Genomic DNA, 13,162 nt, shown 5'->3' on the forward strand with positions numbered 1-13,162 from the left:
GGCGTGCCGGGCGGGACGAACGATCCGGCGTCAGAAGGCGTCATGGAGGACGGCGGCCGAGCCCGCCGGCATGCGCGCGCCTTGCGGCAATTCCGCCACCACCTGGCGCGCCTCCAGGCGCAGGCAATGCAGCATGGCCTGGCCGACATAGGTCGTCACCGTGCGCGTGGAAACGCCCAGTTCGCGGGCCACTTCCTTGTGGGTCATGTCGCCGGCCACGGCCAGCACGAAGGCGCGGGCCGCCTTGGGCGGCAGGCTGCGCAGCATGGCGTCGATTTCCTGCAACGCCTCCAGCACGATCGCCTGGTGCTCGGCCGAGGGCATGGCGGCGTCGGCGCAGGCGGCCAGCGCCTCGAGCCAGGCGCGCTCGATGCAGCGGCGGCGCCAGAGATCCACGCACAGGCCGTTGGCCATCGTGCGCAGGTAGCCGCGGGCTTCCGGCGCGCTGTCGAAACGGCGCGGCGTTTGCATCAGGCGCAGGAAGGCGTCATGGGCGAGATCCGCCGCGTCGTCGGCATTGCCCAGCCGGCGCTGGAGCCAGCCCTGTAGCCAACCGTGATGGCCGCCGTACAGGGATTCGAAGTTCGACGGGGATGCCAAGCCTGGCACGATGCGTTCCTGTAGCGCCGGGCTACGGGAGCGCGGCTAAAAATCTAAATAAGAATTGTTATTAATCATAATGAGAAATCCGCTACCCCGCAACACGGAGCGGATGCGCCAGGGCCGCCAGCAGGTCCCGGGCCACGCCGTCCCAGGTGCGCGCCAGGGCATGCCGGCGCACCGTGTCCCGGTCCAGCGCCAGCGCCGCGCGGCAGGCCGCGCCCAGGTCGTCGTCGAGGCAGCCGGTGACGCCGTCCTGGATCACCGCCAGCGGCGCTTCGCTGCGGAAGGCCGCCACCGGCGTGCCGCAGGCCTGGGCCTCCAGCATCACCAGGCCGAACGTGTCGGTCAGGCTGGGAAAGACGAAAACGTCGGCGGCCGAGTAGTAGCGCGGCAGGTCGGCGTCCGAGCGCATGCCCTCGAAGCGGACGCCGGGATATTTCCGGCGCAGGCGCGCCTCGTCCGGCCCGGCGCCCACCACCATCTTCGAGCCGGGCAGGTCCAGGGACAGGAAGGCGTCCAGGTTCTTTTCCCGGGCGACGCGGCCCACGCTCAGGAACAGGGGGCGCGGCAATTCGGGAAAGGCGTCGCGGGGGCCCGGCGTGAACTTGCCGCCGTCCACGCCGCGCGACCACACCTGCAGGTTCTGCAAGCCGCGGCCGGCCACGATGTCGCGCACCGTGGGCGTGGGCACCAGCACCCGCTGCGACGGCCGGTGGAACCAGCGCAGGAAGCGCCATGGCAGCGACGCCGGGATGCCCAGGCGCGCTTCCAGGTAGTCGGGGAACATGGTGTGGAAGGAGGTGGTGTAGCGCCAGCCCCGGCGCTTGGCCATGCGCCGCGCGGCCAGGCCCAGCGGGCCCTCGGTGGCGATGTGCAGGGCGTCGGGCGTCACGTCGCCCAGCATGCGCTCGAGCTGCCGGCCCGGGAACAGGCACAGCCGCAGGTCGGGCTCGGACGGCGCCGGCACGGTGCGCGCGCCCTCCGGGCTGACGACGAGGACTTCGTGCCCCCACTCCCGCAACAAGCGGCACATGGTCGTCCAGGTGCGGACGACGCCATTGACCTGCGGATGCCAGGCATCCGTAACCAGCGCGATGAGCATGGGGAGCACCCGGGGGGGCGAGAAAAACGCCATTAGGCCCGCCCTACATGACATGAAAGCGACAGCACGGCACGCGGCGCCGGCGCCACGTCTGCGCCACATCTGCGCCACATCTGCGCCGTAACGGCGCGGTACGGCTGGGCAATCGTCGACGCCATTGATTTTTATCAACGGGCGCGCGTGTCCCCGCTGCCATCCTTGCTGCACAGGACCTCGATTATTGGAGATACGAAGATGTCTATTCCCATGGCAACCCTGGCGCGCGCCGTCCGCACGGGCGCCGCGTCATGTGCTCTGTTCGCCGCCCTGCTGGCGGCCGCGCCGGCGCATGCCTACGATGCCGGAGACTGGCTGCTGCGCGTGGGCGCCACCCAGGTCCGGCCCAAGTCCGACACGGGCCACGCGCTGGACGGCGCGGTGGGCCTGCACGCCAACAACAGCGTGCGCCCCAGCTTCACGGTCACGTACATGGCCACGCAGAACATCGGCATCGAATTGCTGGGCGCCGTGCCCTTCCAGCACGACGTGCGCGGCAGCGGCGCGGTCGGCGGCAACATCGTCAACACCAAGCAACTGCCGCCCACGCTCAGCCTGCAATGGCATTTCCTGCCGGACAGTCGCATCCAGCCCTACGTGGGCGTGGGCCTGAACTACACCCACTTCTTCGACACCAAGAGCCGCGGCGCCCTGGCGGGCAACGACGTCAAGCTGACGGACTCGTGGGGCGTGGCGGGGCAGATCGGCGTGGACTACAAGCTGAGCGACCGCTGGCTGCTGAACGCCGACGTGCGCTACATCGACATCGATTCCAAGGTGAAGCTCAATGGCGACACCATCGGACGCGCGCACGTCGATCCCTGGGTGTTCACGGTGGCGGTCGGCTACCGGTTCTGATCAACCCTTGCGCCGCGGATAGCCTTCCGCGCGGATGCGGGTCCAGATCACCTGCTTTTCCTCGGGACTGAGGAAAACCCATTCCGCCACTTCCATGGCCGTGCGGCCGCAGCCGCGGCAGACGTCGTCGTAGAGCGTGGAGCAGACCGCGACGCAGGGCGAATCGGTCATGGTGAAGACGCCCCTGCCCTCGGGGGCGGGAGGCGTGGCGGCGCCGCCGGCGCGGCTGTCGGCGGGGCTGTTGCCGGTCCCGGAGGCGGCGCCAGAGGCGGCATCTTCGGGACCGGCGGAAGAAGAATCGATGTACGGGCAAACCATGGGCCAGAGCATAGCACCGGGGCCGCCCGCTTACCCTCGCCGGTCCAAGGGACATCGCCCGATGTAAGCGCCTACTGCGCCGCTACGCATTGCCTTGCGGAGCGACGCATACCTGGCCGATCTCCCGGCCTTGGATCCGCGCCTACTGCGCCGGCCGCAGCTTGCGGACCTCGTCGTCGGGCGGCAGGAAGTCCGCGCCGTCCTTGTACTGGTAGTCCACCATCACGCCCTTGCCGTCCTGCACCGCCAGCTTGCCGACGTAGGCGCCCATGGTCGACTGGTGATCGATGGCGCGGTACTGGATGCGGCCGAAGGGAATATCGACCTGCAAGCCTTCGAAGGCCGGGATCAGCTTGTCCGGCTGCGCGCTGCCGCCGGACTTCTCCAGGCCGGCGGCCAGCGACTTGATGGCGCTGTAGCCGACCACCGCCCCCAGGCGCGGATAGTCCTTGTAGCGGTCGCGATAGGCCTTGAGGAAGGCCGTGTGCTCGGGCGTCTGGATGGTCGACCAGGGGTAGCCCGTGACGATCCAGCCCACCGGCGTTTCATCCTTGAGCGGATCGAGGTATTCCGGTTCGCCCGTCAGCATGCTGACCACGGGCGTGGCCGGGAACAGGCCGCGCGTGGTGCCTTCGCGCACCAGCTTGGTCAGGTCGCCAGCGAACAGGACGTTGAAGATCGCGTCGGGCTTGGCGTCGGCCAGCGCCTGCGTCACGCTGCCCGCGTCCACCTTGCCCAGGGGCACGGCCTGGTCGCCGACGAATTCCACGTCGGGCTGCGCCTTCTTCAGCAGCGTCTTGAAGGTGGACACCGCCGACAGGCCGTATTCGTAGTTCGGATAGACGAAGGCCCAGCGCTTCTTGCCCAGCTTGGCCGCCTCCGGCGCCAGCATGGCGGCCTGCATATAGGTCGAGACGCGCAGGCGGAAGGTGTAGCGGTTGCCGTTCTGCCAGACGATCTTGTCGGTCAGCGGTTCGCTGGCGAGGAAGAAGATCTTTTTCTGGCGGGCGAAATCCGCCAGCGCCAGGCCGATATTGGACAGGTAGCCGCCCAGCAGCACGTCGACGCGCTCGCGCGATATCAGTTCCTCGGCGGCGCGCACGGCGTCGCCCGGGTTGGCGTTGTCGTCGCGCGTGAACAACTCCAGCTTCTTGCCGGCCACGCCGCCGGCCGCGTTGACCTCGTCCACGGCCAACTGCATGCCGTTGCGGTAGGGTTCGAGAAAAGCGGGCTGCGCCTTGTAGCTGTTGACCTCGCCGATGCGCACGGTGATCTGCGCGTGCGCGGCGCCGGCCGCCAAGGTCCAGGCGGCCGCGGCCACGCACAGCCGTTGCGCGGCGCGCGCAAGGCGGGAGAACGGGGCGGGCTGGGCGAGAGGGTAACGCGGATCCATGATGCCTCTTCCGGTTGCTGATCGCGTGACTATACCGGAGGGGTCCGCGCGGCGGCAGCCCGGGCAGACCCGTGTGGGGGGATGCCGCTATCCGCCGCCGGACGAAGTCAGCCGAAGAAGGCCAGCGCCCGTTCGGTCACCGCGTCCGGCACTTCCTCGGCCAGGTAATGCGCGGCGTCCAGGGCCTCGCCGTCGACCTCGCCGGCCACCGCGCGCCACAAGGCCAGGACGTCGAAGTTGCGTCCCACCGCGCCGCGCGCGCCCCACAGGACACGAACGGGACAGGCCAGCTTGCGGCCGGCGACGCGGTCGGCGCGGTCGTGCTCCAGGTCCAGCGTGGCGGAGGCGCGATAGTCCTCGCAGATGCCCACGGGCAGGCCCGGCAGCGCGGCGCAGCGCTCGTATTCGGCCAGGGCGCGCGGGTCGAAGATGGCCAGGCCGCCGGGGCGCCCGCCCATCACGGCGCGCACGTAGAACACCGGGTCGTGGCCGATCATGGTTTCCGGCATGGGCGCCGGCTGTATCAGCCAGAACCAGTGATAGTAGGCCTGGGCGAAGGCGCGGGTGGTGCCCTGGTACATATCCAGCGTGGGCGCGATATCCAGCAGCATCATGCGGCCGACGCGCTCGGCGTGGTCCATCGCCAGCCGGTGCGCCACGCGCGCGCCGCGGTCATGCGCCAGCACGTCGAAGCGCTCATGGCCCAGGGCGCGCATCAGGTTCACCATGTCCCGCGCCATCACGCGCTTGGAATGCGCGGCGTGGTCCGGTGAAGCGGGCGGCTTGTCGCTGTCGCCATAGCCGCGCAGATCGGCGGCGATGCAGGTGTAGCGCGCGGTCAGCGCCGGCCAGACGCGGTGCCAGATGACGTGCGTCTGCGGATGGCCGTGCAGCAACAGCAAGGGCGGCCCTTCGCCCGCGACGCGCGCGGCGATATGCATGCCGTCGCCGACGTCCACGCGTTGCAGGGGCAAGTCGAACAGCGCGGTCATGATGTCTCCTGGTTCAGTGTGTCCAAGCCGGGGCGGCCTGATTGAATGGGCCGATTGAATGGCCTGATCGAACGGCCTGCTTGACTGGCCTGCTCGAACGGCCCGCCTCGGCGGCCGGCTTCGATGCAGCGGCAAGGAAGCCGGCCGACCTCCAACCATAGACAAGGACGCCCCCGCGGCGCAAGCGTCATAGACGCACGTGCTCGGCCAGGAAATCCAGGAAGGCGCGCACGCGCAGCGGCAGATGGCCGCCCTGGCCGACGAAGACGGCATGCACTTCCTCCCTGTCGCCGGGATTGCAGGCCTCCAGCACCGGCGCCAGCCGCCCCGCCTCGATGTCCTCCCGCACCTGGAAGCTCGCCAGGCGCGCCAGCCCCAGGCCGGCCACGGCCAGCCGGCGCAGGGCTTCGCCGTCGCTGGCCAGGGCGTTGCCGGCCGGCGTCACCAGATGGTCCTCGCCCTCGAAGCGCAGCGGCCAGCCGTTGCCGGCGCGCGCGTAGTTGAAACCCAGCAGGTTGTGCCCGCGCAGCGCCGCCGGCGAATCGGGCGTGCCGTGGCGCTTCAGGTAGTCCGGCGCGGCGACGATGGTCATGCGCGTCGCGCCCAGCTTGCGCGCCACCAGGCTGGAGCTTTTCAGCGGCCCCGCGCGCACGGCCACGTCGGTCCGCTGTTCCAGTATGTCCACCACTTCATCGGTCAGCACGATGTCCAGGCTGACTTCGGGATAACGCGCCAGGAACGCCGGCGCCAGCGGCAGCAGGAAACAATGGCCGAAAGGCACGTTCGCATTCACCCGCAGGCGGCCGCGCGGCGCGCCGTGGGCGCCGGCGCAGCGTTCGGCCTCGTCCAGATCGGCCAGCACCCGCACGCCGCGCTCGTAGAAGGCGCAGCCTTCGGCGGTCAGTTGCAACTGGCGGGTGGAGCGGTTGACCAGGCGCGCGCCCAGGCGCCGCTCCAGCCGCGCGACCAGCTTGCTCACGGCGGACGGGGTCATGTCCAGCGCGCGGGCCGCGGCGGAAAAACCGCCGAGGTCGATGACGCGCACGAAAACCTCCAATTCACCGGCGCGATTGACGTCGAGACGGGCCATGCGGGTTTCCTTTGTGAATTCGGCTCATGAGTGTTGATCGCGCCGCCAGTCTATGCCGAAAGCGTCCTTGAATTCATCATTGGCCCCGTTATTGACCTTGAATTCACGAATCCATGACGCTGAAAACACCGCGGCGCGGCAGGCCGCCTCTTCCTGTCCACCGCCATCAGGTCGCCGCCGGACGCGGCCCGGCGCGCCTTTCCCGGCATGCCCTGGCCGCGGCCGCCCTGGGCATGGCCATGGCGTCAGCTTCGGGCCACGCCCAGGGCGGGGAAAGAGTGCCGGCGTGGCTCGCCACCTGGACCGCCAGCCCGCAACCGGTATGGGGACCGGACTTCCTGTTTCCCACCAACGTGCCTGCCGTGCTGGCGGGCCAGACCGTGCGCCAGGTGGCGCGCGTCAGCCTGGGCGGGCGCCGGCTGCGCCTCGTCCTTTCCAACGCCTACGGCAAGCAACCTGTCGTCGTGGGCCGCGGCAGCGTGGCGCTTGCGGGCACCCATGGGAGCCTCGTGCCCGGCAGCCTGCGCGCCGTGACCTATGGCGGCAAGTCCAGCGCGGTCATCGCGCCGGGCGCGCCGCTGCTCAGCGATCCCATCGACCTGCCGCTGCCCGCGCTGGCGCGCGTGACCGTCAGCCTGTACCTGCCGCAAGCCACGCCGGCCGCCACCTTCCACTGGGACGGCCGCGCGACTGCCTGGATCGCGGCCGGCGACCAGACCGGCGCGGCGCGCCTGGACCCCGCGGCCCAGGCCACGACCGCGCGGCTGTTGTTATCCGGTATCGAAGTGGAGCAGGACGTGGAACGGGACGGGAAGCCGGCCTCGGCGCGGGCCTTGCCGCAACGGTCGATGCCGGGGCCACCCACGACACGGCCGGGCGCCGCGTCTCCCATGACGGCCGGCGTCGGCGCTGCGGCGGACCTCGGCATGAACGGCATCGACGTGCAAGGCTTCCGTACGGCCGGCGTCGTGGCGGCCATCGGCGATTCCATCACCGACGGCGCCGCCGCCACGCTGGATGCCGACACCCGCTGGCCGGACTTCCTCGCCGAAGCCCTGGCGCCGCGCGGCATGGCGGTGATCAACGCCGGCATCTCCGGCGCGCGCCTGCTGTCCGACGGCATGGGCGTCAACGCCCTGGCCCGGCTGGACCGCGACGTCCTGTCGCAGCCGGGCGTGAGCGCGGTCGTCACGCTGCTGGGCATCAACGACATCAGTTGGCCCGGCACGGCCTTCGAGCCCGACCGCGCCGCGCGGCCTTCGCTGCAAGCGCTGATCGCGGGCTACGAGCAACTGATCGCGCGCGCCCATGCGCGAGGCGTGCGCGTGATCGGCGCCACCTTGCCGCCGTTCGAGGGCGCGCTGCCCGGCACGCCCCTGGCGGATTACTACCAGCCGGAAAAGGATGCCCTGCGCCAGGCCCTGAACGCGTGGATACGCGGCAGCCGCGCCTTCGACGCCGTGGCCGACGTCGATGCCGCGCTACGCGATCCCGCACATCCGGCGCGCCTGGCGCCGCGCTTCGACTCCGGCGACCACCTGCATCCGGGCGACGCCGGCAACCGGAAGATGGCCGAGGTCATATTGCCCGCGGTGCTGGACCGCGGGACCTTGCACGGCGATCAGGCCGACTTCTTCAGCGCGGCGGCCTTGTCGGTGGCTTCCCACGAGAACTCCGGCTCCGAACGGCCGAAGTGGCCGTAGGCGGCGGTCTTCGCGTAGATGGGACGCAGCAGGTCGAGCATGTTGACGATGCCCTTCGGACGCAGGTCGAAGTGCTCGCGCACCAGCTTGGCCAGTTGCTCGTCGGGCATCACGCCGGTGCCTTCCGTGTACACCGTGATGTTGATGGGCTCGGCCACGCCGATGGCGTAGCTGACCTGCACCTGGCACTGGCGCGCCAGGCCGGCCGCGACGATGTTCTTGGCCACGTAGCGGGCGGCGTAGGCGGCCGAGCGGTCCACCTTCGACGGATCCTTGCCCGAGAACGCGCCGCCGCCGTGCGGGCACGCGCCGCCGTACGTATCGACGATGATCTTGCGGCCGGTCAGGCCGCAATCGCCTTGCGGGCCGCCGATGACGAAGCGGCCGGTCGGGTTGACCAGGAACTTGGTCTTGGCCGTGATCAGGCCTTCGGGAAAGCACGGCTTGATGATGTCTTCGATGACGGCTTCGCGGATGGTCGACTGCGACACTTCCGGATGGTGCTGGGTCGACAGCACGACCGTATCGACCTCGGCCGGCTTGCCGTCGACATAGCGGAAAGTCACTTGCGACTTGGCGTCCGGGCGCAGCCACGGCAGGCGGCCGTCCTTGCGCAGTTCGCTCTGGCGCTGCACCAGGCGGTGCGCATACCAGATCGGCGCGGGCATCAGGTCGGGGGTTTCGTCGCAGGCGTAGCCGAACATCAGGCCCTGGTCGCCGGCGCCCTGGTTGAGGTAGTCCTCGGAGCTGCGGTCCACGCCCTGGGCGATGTCGGGCGATTGCTTGTCGTAGGCGACCAGCACCGCGCAACCCTTGTAGTCGATGCCGTAGTCGGTGTTGTCGTAGCCGATGCGGCGAATGGTGTCGCGCGCGACCTGGATGTAGTCGACGTTGGCGGTGGTGGTGATTTCACCGGCCAGCACGACCAGGCCGGTGTTGCACAGGGTCTCGGCCGCGACGCGGGCGTTGGGGTCCTGCGTGAAGATCGCGTCCAGGATGGAATCGGAAATCTGGTCCGCCACCTTGTCGGGATGGCCTTCGGAAACGGATTCGGAAGTGAAGAGGAAATCGTTTTGCGCCACGGCAGGTCCTTCTGACATTAATACCGGCATGGGCCGGCAAGATTGTTCATCGGCGCGTTGCACCTGAAATCGCAATCTCGAAAGGGACCTCGATCGGGCGCGACGCTTTAGCGGATTTTGCCCGGCCGGCCGCAAGGCCTGCCGCGCGTCGCCCCGCAAGTTGTCGGTTAACTCGGCGACCCGGCGATTTTAAGCGAAAATGGCGGTTCCCGCTGCCGCGCCTCCCTGCCCATCCGTCCCACCCGTCCTTGCCGCCCGCCTTTCCCGCATGTTGATCGTTGTCTTCTTTCGTCTGCTGGCCTGCCTGCCGCTGACCCTCCTGCAAGGTCTGGGGCGGCTCTGCGGACGGCTGGCCTATGCCCTCCCCGGCCGTTTCCGCGACCGCCTGCGCGCGAACGCGGCCCAGGCGGGCTATACGGATGCCGCCTTCGCGCGCGCGTCCGCCGGCGAAATCGGCGCCATGATGCTGGAGCAGCCCAAGATCTGGTTCCGCCCGGAGGACTGCTTGGCGCGCACCGTCACCGACGAGTGGACCGTGGCCGAGGCCGCCCTGGCCGAACAACGCGGCGTCATTTTCCTGACGCCCCATCTGGGCGGCTTTGAAATCAACGCGCGCTATCTGGCCAAGCGCATGCCGCTGACGGTGATGTTCCGCCCGCCGCGCCAGGCGGCGCTGGCGCCGCTGCTGGAACGGGCGCGCAATACGGCCGAGTTGCGCGCCGTGCCGGCCACCATGCAGGGGGTGCGCGAATTCGTCCGCACCCTGCGCAAGCAACAGGCCATCGGCCTGCTGCCCGACCAGGCCCCGGGCGCCGGCGAAGGCGTGTGGGCGCCCTTCTTCGGCCGCATGGCTTACACCATTACCCTGCCGGGCAAACTGGCCGCGCCGCACGACGTGCCCATCGTCCTGATGGCCAGCGAACGGCTGCCCCGCGGCCGCGGCTGGCGCATCCATCTCATGCGCGTGCCCGCGCCGCTGCCCGAGACGCCGCAGGAACAGGCCGCCCTGATCAACGCCGCCATGGAAACCCTGATCCGCCGTTTCCCCCGGCAATATCTCTGGAGCTACAACCGCTACAAGACGCGCGGCGCGCTGCCCCCCGACGCCGTCGCGGGCCAGGAGTCCGCGCCATGAGCGCGCCGGGCCGCCCCAAGCGCGAATCCTCCCCCGGGGAGGAAGTCGCGCAGCGACAGGAGGGCACACCAATTAACGCGCCGGGCCGCCCCGAGCGCGAATCCTCCCTCGGGGAGGAGGTCGCGCAGCGACAGGAGGGTAGTCCAGTGAGCGCGCCGCAGGACAAGGCGCAGACCGCCGCGCCCGCGCCCCGGGCCGGCAAACCCGGCCTCAAGCGCCGGGCGCTGGAAGCGCTGTTCCGCTGGTTCGGCAGCGTCAGCCCCGCCACCCGCCAGCGCCTGGGCGCCGGGCTGACCTGGCTGACGCTGCGCTGCGCGCGCCGCCGCCAGCGCATCGTGCGCATCAACCTGCGGCTCTGCTTCCCCCACGAAAGCGAGGCCACGCGCGAACGCTGGCTGCGCGAGCACTTCCGCGCGCTGTGCCAGTCGCTGATCGACCGCGGCGTGCTCTGGTACGGCAGCCGCGCGGCCATCGAGGAAATGGTCAGCGTCACGCGCGATCCCGAATTCCAGCGCCGCGTGGACGCCGGCGAACCCCTGCTCCTGCTGGCGCCGCACTTCATCGGCCTGGACGTCGCCGCCACCCGGCTGACGATGGACGCGCCCACCGGGGCCACCATGTACACGCCGCAGCGCGATCCGGACGTCGACGCCATCGTGGCGGCCGGCCGCACCCGCTTCAACGACGTCCACCTGGTCAGCCGGCGCGACGGGGTGCGCGGGCTGATCCGCCATATCCGCGAATCGCGCCCGGTCTATTACCTGCCGGACATGGACTTCGGCCGCGACGGCGCCATCTTCGTGCCCTTCTTCGGCGTCATGGCGGCCACCGTGCCGGCCACCGCGCAGATCGCCCGCAAATGGCAACTGCCGGTCTTCCCGGTGCTGGAGCATTGGGACCCGGCCACCGGCCATTACCACGTGGAAGTGCTGCCGGCCCTGGCCGATTTCCCCGGCGGCGACACCGTGGAGGCCGCGACCGCGCGCCTGAACCGCGAGCTGGAGGGCTGGGTGATGCGCTGCCCCAGCCAGTATTACTGGGTGCACCGCCGTTTCAAGACCCGTCCGCCGGGCGAAGCCAAGTTCTACTAGCGACCCGAAGGAACACGACCCGGCCACGGCCGGGCACGGAGCGACGCGGCGTCCTTGGACGCGAAGGAACACGGCGCCATCCGCCCGTCCCGGCAAGTCCGGCTCCCTCGCGGCGGGATTGGAGGATAATGGCCCGCATGAACTGGAACTTCACCAAAATGCACGGCGCCGGCAACGACTTCGTCGTGCTCGACGGCGTGCGCCAAACCATCGAAATGACGCCCGAGCGCGCGCGCGCGCTCGGCGATCGCCATTTCGGCATCGGCGCGGACCAGATACTGCTGGTCGAGCCGGCCTCCTCGCCGGCCGCCGATTTCCGCTACCGCATCTTCAATTCGGACGGCGGCGAGGTCGAACATTGCGGCAACGGCGCGCGCTGCTTCGTCCGCTTCGTGCACGAGACCGGCCTGTCCGACCGCAATCCCCTGCGCGCGGAAATCGCCACCGGCATCATCGTGCTGGACGAGGGCGACGACGAACAGGTCACCGTCGAAATGGGCAGCACCCGCTTCGATCCGGCGGCCCTGCCCTTCGACGCCGCCGGCCTGGCCACGCGGACGGAAGGCGCCGACACGCTCTATACCCTGCCCCTGCGCGCCACGGCCCCGGCGCCGGCCGCCGGCTGTGACGACGTGCCGGCCACGGTCGAAATCTCGGCCGTCGCCATTTCCAATCCGCACGCGGTGCAGGTCGTCGACGACGTCGACCGCGCGCCGGTCGAACGCATCGGGCCGCTGGTCGAATCGCATCCGCGCTTCGCGCGCCGCGTCAACGCCGGCTTCATGCAGATCGTCGACCGCAACACTATCCGCCTGCGCGTCTACGAACGCGGCGCCGGGGAAACCCTGGCCTGCGGCACGGGCGCCTGCGCGGCGGTGGCGGCCGGCATCCGCCGCGGCCTACTCGATACGCCGGTGCGCGTGCACGCGCGCGGCGGCCGATTGACGGTGGACTGGGACGGTTCCTCGCTACGCATGACCGGCCCGGCCACCTCGGTCTACACCGGCCAGATCGACATCGACCAGCTCGTTTTTTCCATGGCATTGAATCGCTGACATGACCGACACGACCCTTAGCGCCGACCAGGTTGCCGACTTCCTGAGCGAGAACCCCGAGTTCTTCACCGCGCACGCCGACCTGTTCTCCACCCTGCAAGTGCCCCATCCGCACGGCGGGCGCACGATTTCGCTGGGCGAGCGGCAGATATTCACGCTGCGCGAACGCATCCGCGAATTCGAATGGCGGCTCAACGAACTCGTCAGCAACGCCAGCTTCAACGAGAGCATCAGCACCAAGCTCACGCAATGGTGCTGCCGCCTGCTGGCCGAAGCGGAAATCCAGCGCCTGCCCGGCGAAATCGCCCTGGGCCTGGCGCAGCAGTTCGACCTCAACGAAGTCGGCCTGCGCCTGTGGCGCCTGGCGCAATTGCCGGAGACCGGCTACGGCGCGCCGGTGCCGGAGGACGTGCGCACGTTCACCGACAGCCTGAAAGTGCCGTATTGCGGCACCGACACGGCTTTCGAGGCGGTCAAGTGGCTCTCCGCCACGCCGCGTTCGCTGGCGCTGGTTCCGCTGCGCCCCGCGCCCGGGGAACCCAGCATCGGCCTGCTGGTGCTGGGCTCGGACGATCCCGAACGCTTCGCGCCGGAGAAGGGTACGACCTTCCTGGAAACCGTCGGCAGCCTGGCCTCCGCCACGCTGCATCGCTTGGCCGAGGCGTAGTGCCGTGTCCCGGAAATTCGCGCTCATGAAATCGCGT

At 69.8% G+C, this 13,162-nt stretch carries 13 protein-coding genes; 6 read left to right on the forward strand and 7 right to left on the reverse strand.

The features are described from left to right. Positions 1-30: 30 nt before the first annotated feature. Complete coding sequence (locus tag CAL29_RS29445) at positions 31-609, reverse strand: sigma-70 family RNA polymerase sigma factor (RefSeq protein ID WP_256977798.1); 579 nt, start codon at positions 607-609, stop codon at positions 31-33. Between the two features lie 82 nt (positions 610-691). Further along, on the reverse strand, positions 692-1,705 hold the full coding sequence (locus CAL29_RS29450) for a glycosyltransferase family 4 protein (RefSeq protein WP_094856405.1): 1,014 nt from the start codon (positions 1,703-1,705) through the stop codon (positions 692-694). Positions 1,706-1,951: 246 nt separating this feature from the next. On the opposite strand from CAL29_RS29450, the gene CAL29_RS29455 reads away from it, so the two are divergent. Further along, on the forward strand, positions 1,952-2,599 hold the full coding sequence (locus CAL29_RS29455; protein ID WP_094856406.1) for an OmpW/AlkL family protein: 648 nt from the start codon (positions 1,952-1,954) through the stop codon (positions 2,597-2,599). Here the strand turns inward: CAL29_RS29455 and CAL29_RS29460 are convergent, their stop codons facing one another. The 4 genes from CAL29_RS29460 to CAL29_RS29475 form a co-directional block, all read right to left on the reverse strand. Beyond that, positions 2,600-2,770, reverse strand: coding sequence for a DUF1289 domain-containing protein (locus tag CAL29_RS29460; RefSeq protein WP_094856989.1), 171 nt, complete (start codon positions 2,768-2,770; stop codon positions 2,600-2,602). It abuts the gene before it with no gap. Between the two features lie 289 nt (positions 2,771-3,059). After that, on the reverse strand, positions 3,060-4,310 hold the full coding sequence (locus CAL29_RS29465; protein WP_094856407.1) for an ABC transporter substrate-binding protein: 1,251 nt from the start codon (positions 4,308-4,310) through the stop codon (positions 3,060-3,062). 107 nt (positions 4,311-4,417) lie between these two features. After that, on the reverse strand, positions 4,418-5,302 hold the full coding sequence (locus CAL29_RS29470) for an alpha/beta fold hydrolase (RefSeq protein ID WP_094856408.1): 885 nt from the start codon (positions 5,300-5,302) through the stop codon (positions 4,418-4,420). Positions 5,303-5,489: 187 nt separating this feature from the next. Beyond that, positions 5,490-6,392 (reverse strand): LysR family transcriptional regulator, encoded by a 903-nt coding sequence (locus CAL29_RS29475; RefSeq protein ID WP_094856409.1) that lies wholly within the window; start codon positions 6,390-6,392, stop codon positions 5,490-5,492. A 233-nt stretch (positions 6,393-6,625) separates the two neighbouring features. On the opposite strand from CAL29_RS29475, the gene CAL29_RS29480 reads away from it, so the two are divergent. Next, positions 6,626-8,095, forward strand: coding sequence for an SGNH/GDSL hydrolase family protein (locus CAL29_RS29480; RefSeq protein ID WP_373559843.1), 1,470 nt, complete (start codon positions 6,626-6,628; stop codon positions 8,093-8,095). On the opposite strand, the gene metK is transcribed toward CAL29_RS29480, so the two are convergent. After that, positions 8,014-9,177 (reverse strand): methionine adenosyltransferase, encoded by a 1,164-nt coding sequence (gene metK / locus CAL29_RS29485; protein ID WP_094856410.1) that lies wholly within the window; start codon positions 9,175-9,177, stop codon positions 8,014-8,016. The genes CAL29_RS29480 and metK overlap by 82 nt on opposite strands. 271 nt (positions 9,178-9,448) lie before the next feature. On the opposite strand from metK, the gene CAL29_RS29490 reads away from it, so the two are divergent. The 4 genes from CAL29_RS29490 (at position 9,449) to CAL29_RS29505 (ending at position 13,125) form a co-directional block, all read left to right on the forward strand. After that, positions 9,449-10,312 carry a lysophospholipid acyltransferase family protein gene (locus CAL29_RS29490; RefSeq protein ID WP_094856991.1) on the forward strand — a complete coding sequence of 288 codons (864 nt, stop codon included), beginning with the start codon at positions 9,449-9,451 and terminating at the stop codon, positions 10,310-10,312. 224 nt (positions 10,313-10,536) lie between these two features. Further along, positions 10,537-11,403 carry a lysophospholipid acyltransferase family protein gene (locus CAL29_RS29495; RefSeq protein WP_256977888.1) on the forward strand — a complete coding sequence of 289 codons (867 nt, stop codon included), beginning with the start codon at positions 10,537-10,539 and terminating at the stop codon, positions 11,401-11,403. A 137-nt stretch (positions 11,404-11,540) separates the two neighbouring features. Beyond that, positions 11,541-12,458, forward strand: coding sequence for a diaminopimelate epimerase (dapF, locus tag CAL29_RS29500; RefSeq protein WP_094856412.1), 918 nt, complete (start codon positions 11,541-11,543; stop codon positions 12,456-12,458). A gap of 1 nt (position 12,459) precedes the next feature. Next, positions 12,460-13,125 (forward strand): DUF484 family protein, encoded by a 666-nt coding sequence (locus CAL29_RS29505; protein ID WP_094856413.1) that lies wholly within the window; start codon positions 12,460-12,462, stop codon positions 13,123-13,125. The last annotated feature ends 37 nt before the right edge of the window (positions 13,126-13,162 follow it).

This window comes from Bordetella genomosp. 10 (assembly GCF_002261225.1).
Taxonomy (GTDB): Bacteria; Pseudomonadota; Gammaproteobacteria; order Burkholderiales; family Burkholderiaceae_B; genus Bordetella_C.

What these genes read in the sequence shown, in the direction of transcription:
- CAL29_RS29465 (WP_094856407.1), bottom strand. Translation starts at nt 4,310, where the DNA reads ATGGATCCGCGTTACCCTCTCGCCCAGCCCGCCCCGTTCTCCCGCCTT.
- CAL29_RS29480 (WP_373559843.1), top strand. Translation starts at nt 6,626, where the DNA reads ATGGCCATGGCGTCAGCTTCGGGCCACGCCCAGGGCGGGGAAAGAGTG.
- CAL29_RS29505 (WP_094856413.1), top strand. Translation starts at nt 12,460, where the DNA reads ATGACCGACACGACCCTTAGCGCCGACCAGGTTGCCGACTTCCTGAGC.
- CAL29_RS29450 (WP_094856405.1), bottom strand. Translation starts at nt 1,705, where the DNA reads ATGCTCATCGCGCTGGTTACGGATGCCTGGCATCCGCAGGTCAATGGC.
- CAL29_RS29460 (WP_094856989.1), bottom strand. Translation starts at nt 2,770, where the DNA reads ATGACCGATTCGCCCTGCGTCGCGGTCTGCTCCACGCTCTACGACGAC.
- CAL29_RS29455 (WP_094856406.1), top strand. Translation starts at nt 1,952, where the DNA reads ATGGCAACCCTGGCGCGCGCCGTCCGCACGGGCGCCGCGTCATGTGCT.
- CAL29_RS29475 (WP_094856409.1), bottom strand. Translation starts at nt 6,392, where the DNA reads ATGGCCCGTCTCGACGTCAATCGCGCCGGTGAATTGGAGGTTTTCGTG.
- CAL29_RS29470 (WP_094856408.1), bottom strand. Translation starts at nt 5,302, where the DNA reads ATGACCGCGCTGTTCGACTTGCCCCTGCAACGCGTGGACGTCGGCGAC.
- dapF (WP_094856412.1), top strand. Translation starts at nt 11,541, where the DNA reads ATGAACTGGAACTTCACCAAAATGCACGGCGCCGGCAACGACTTCGTC.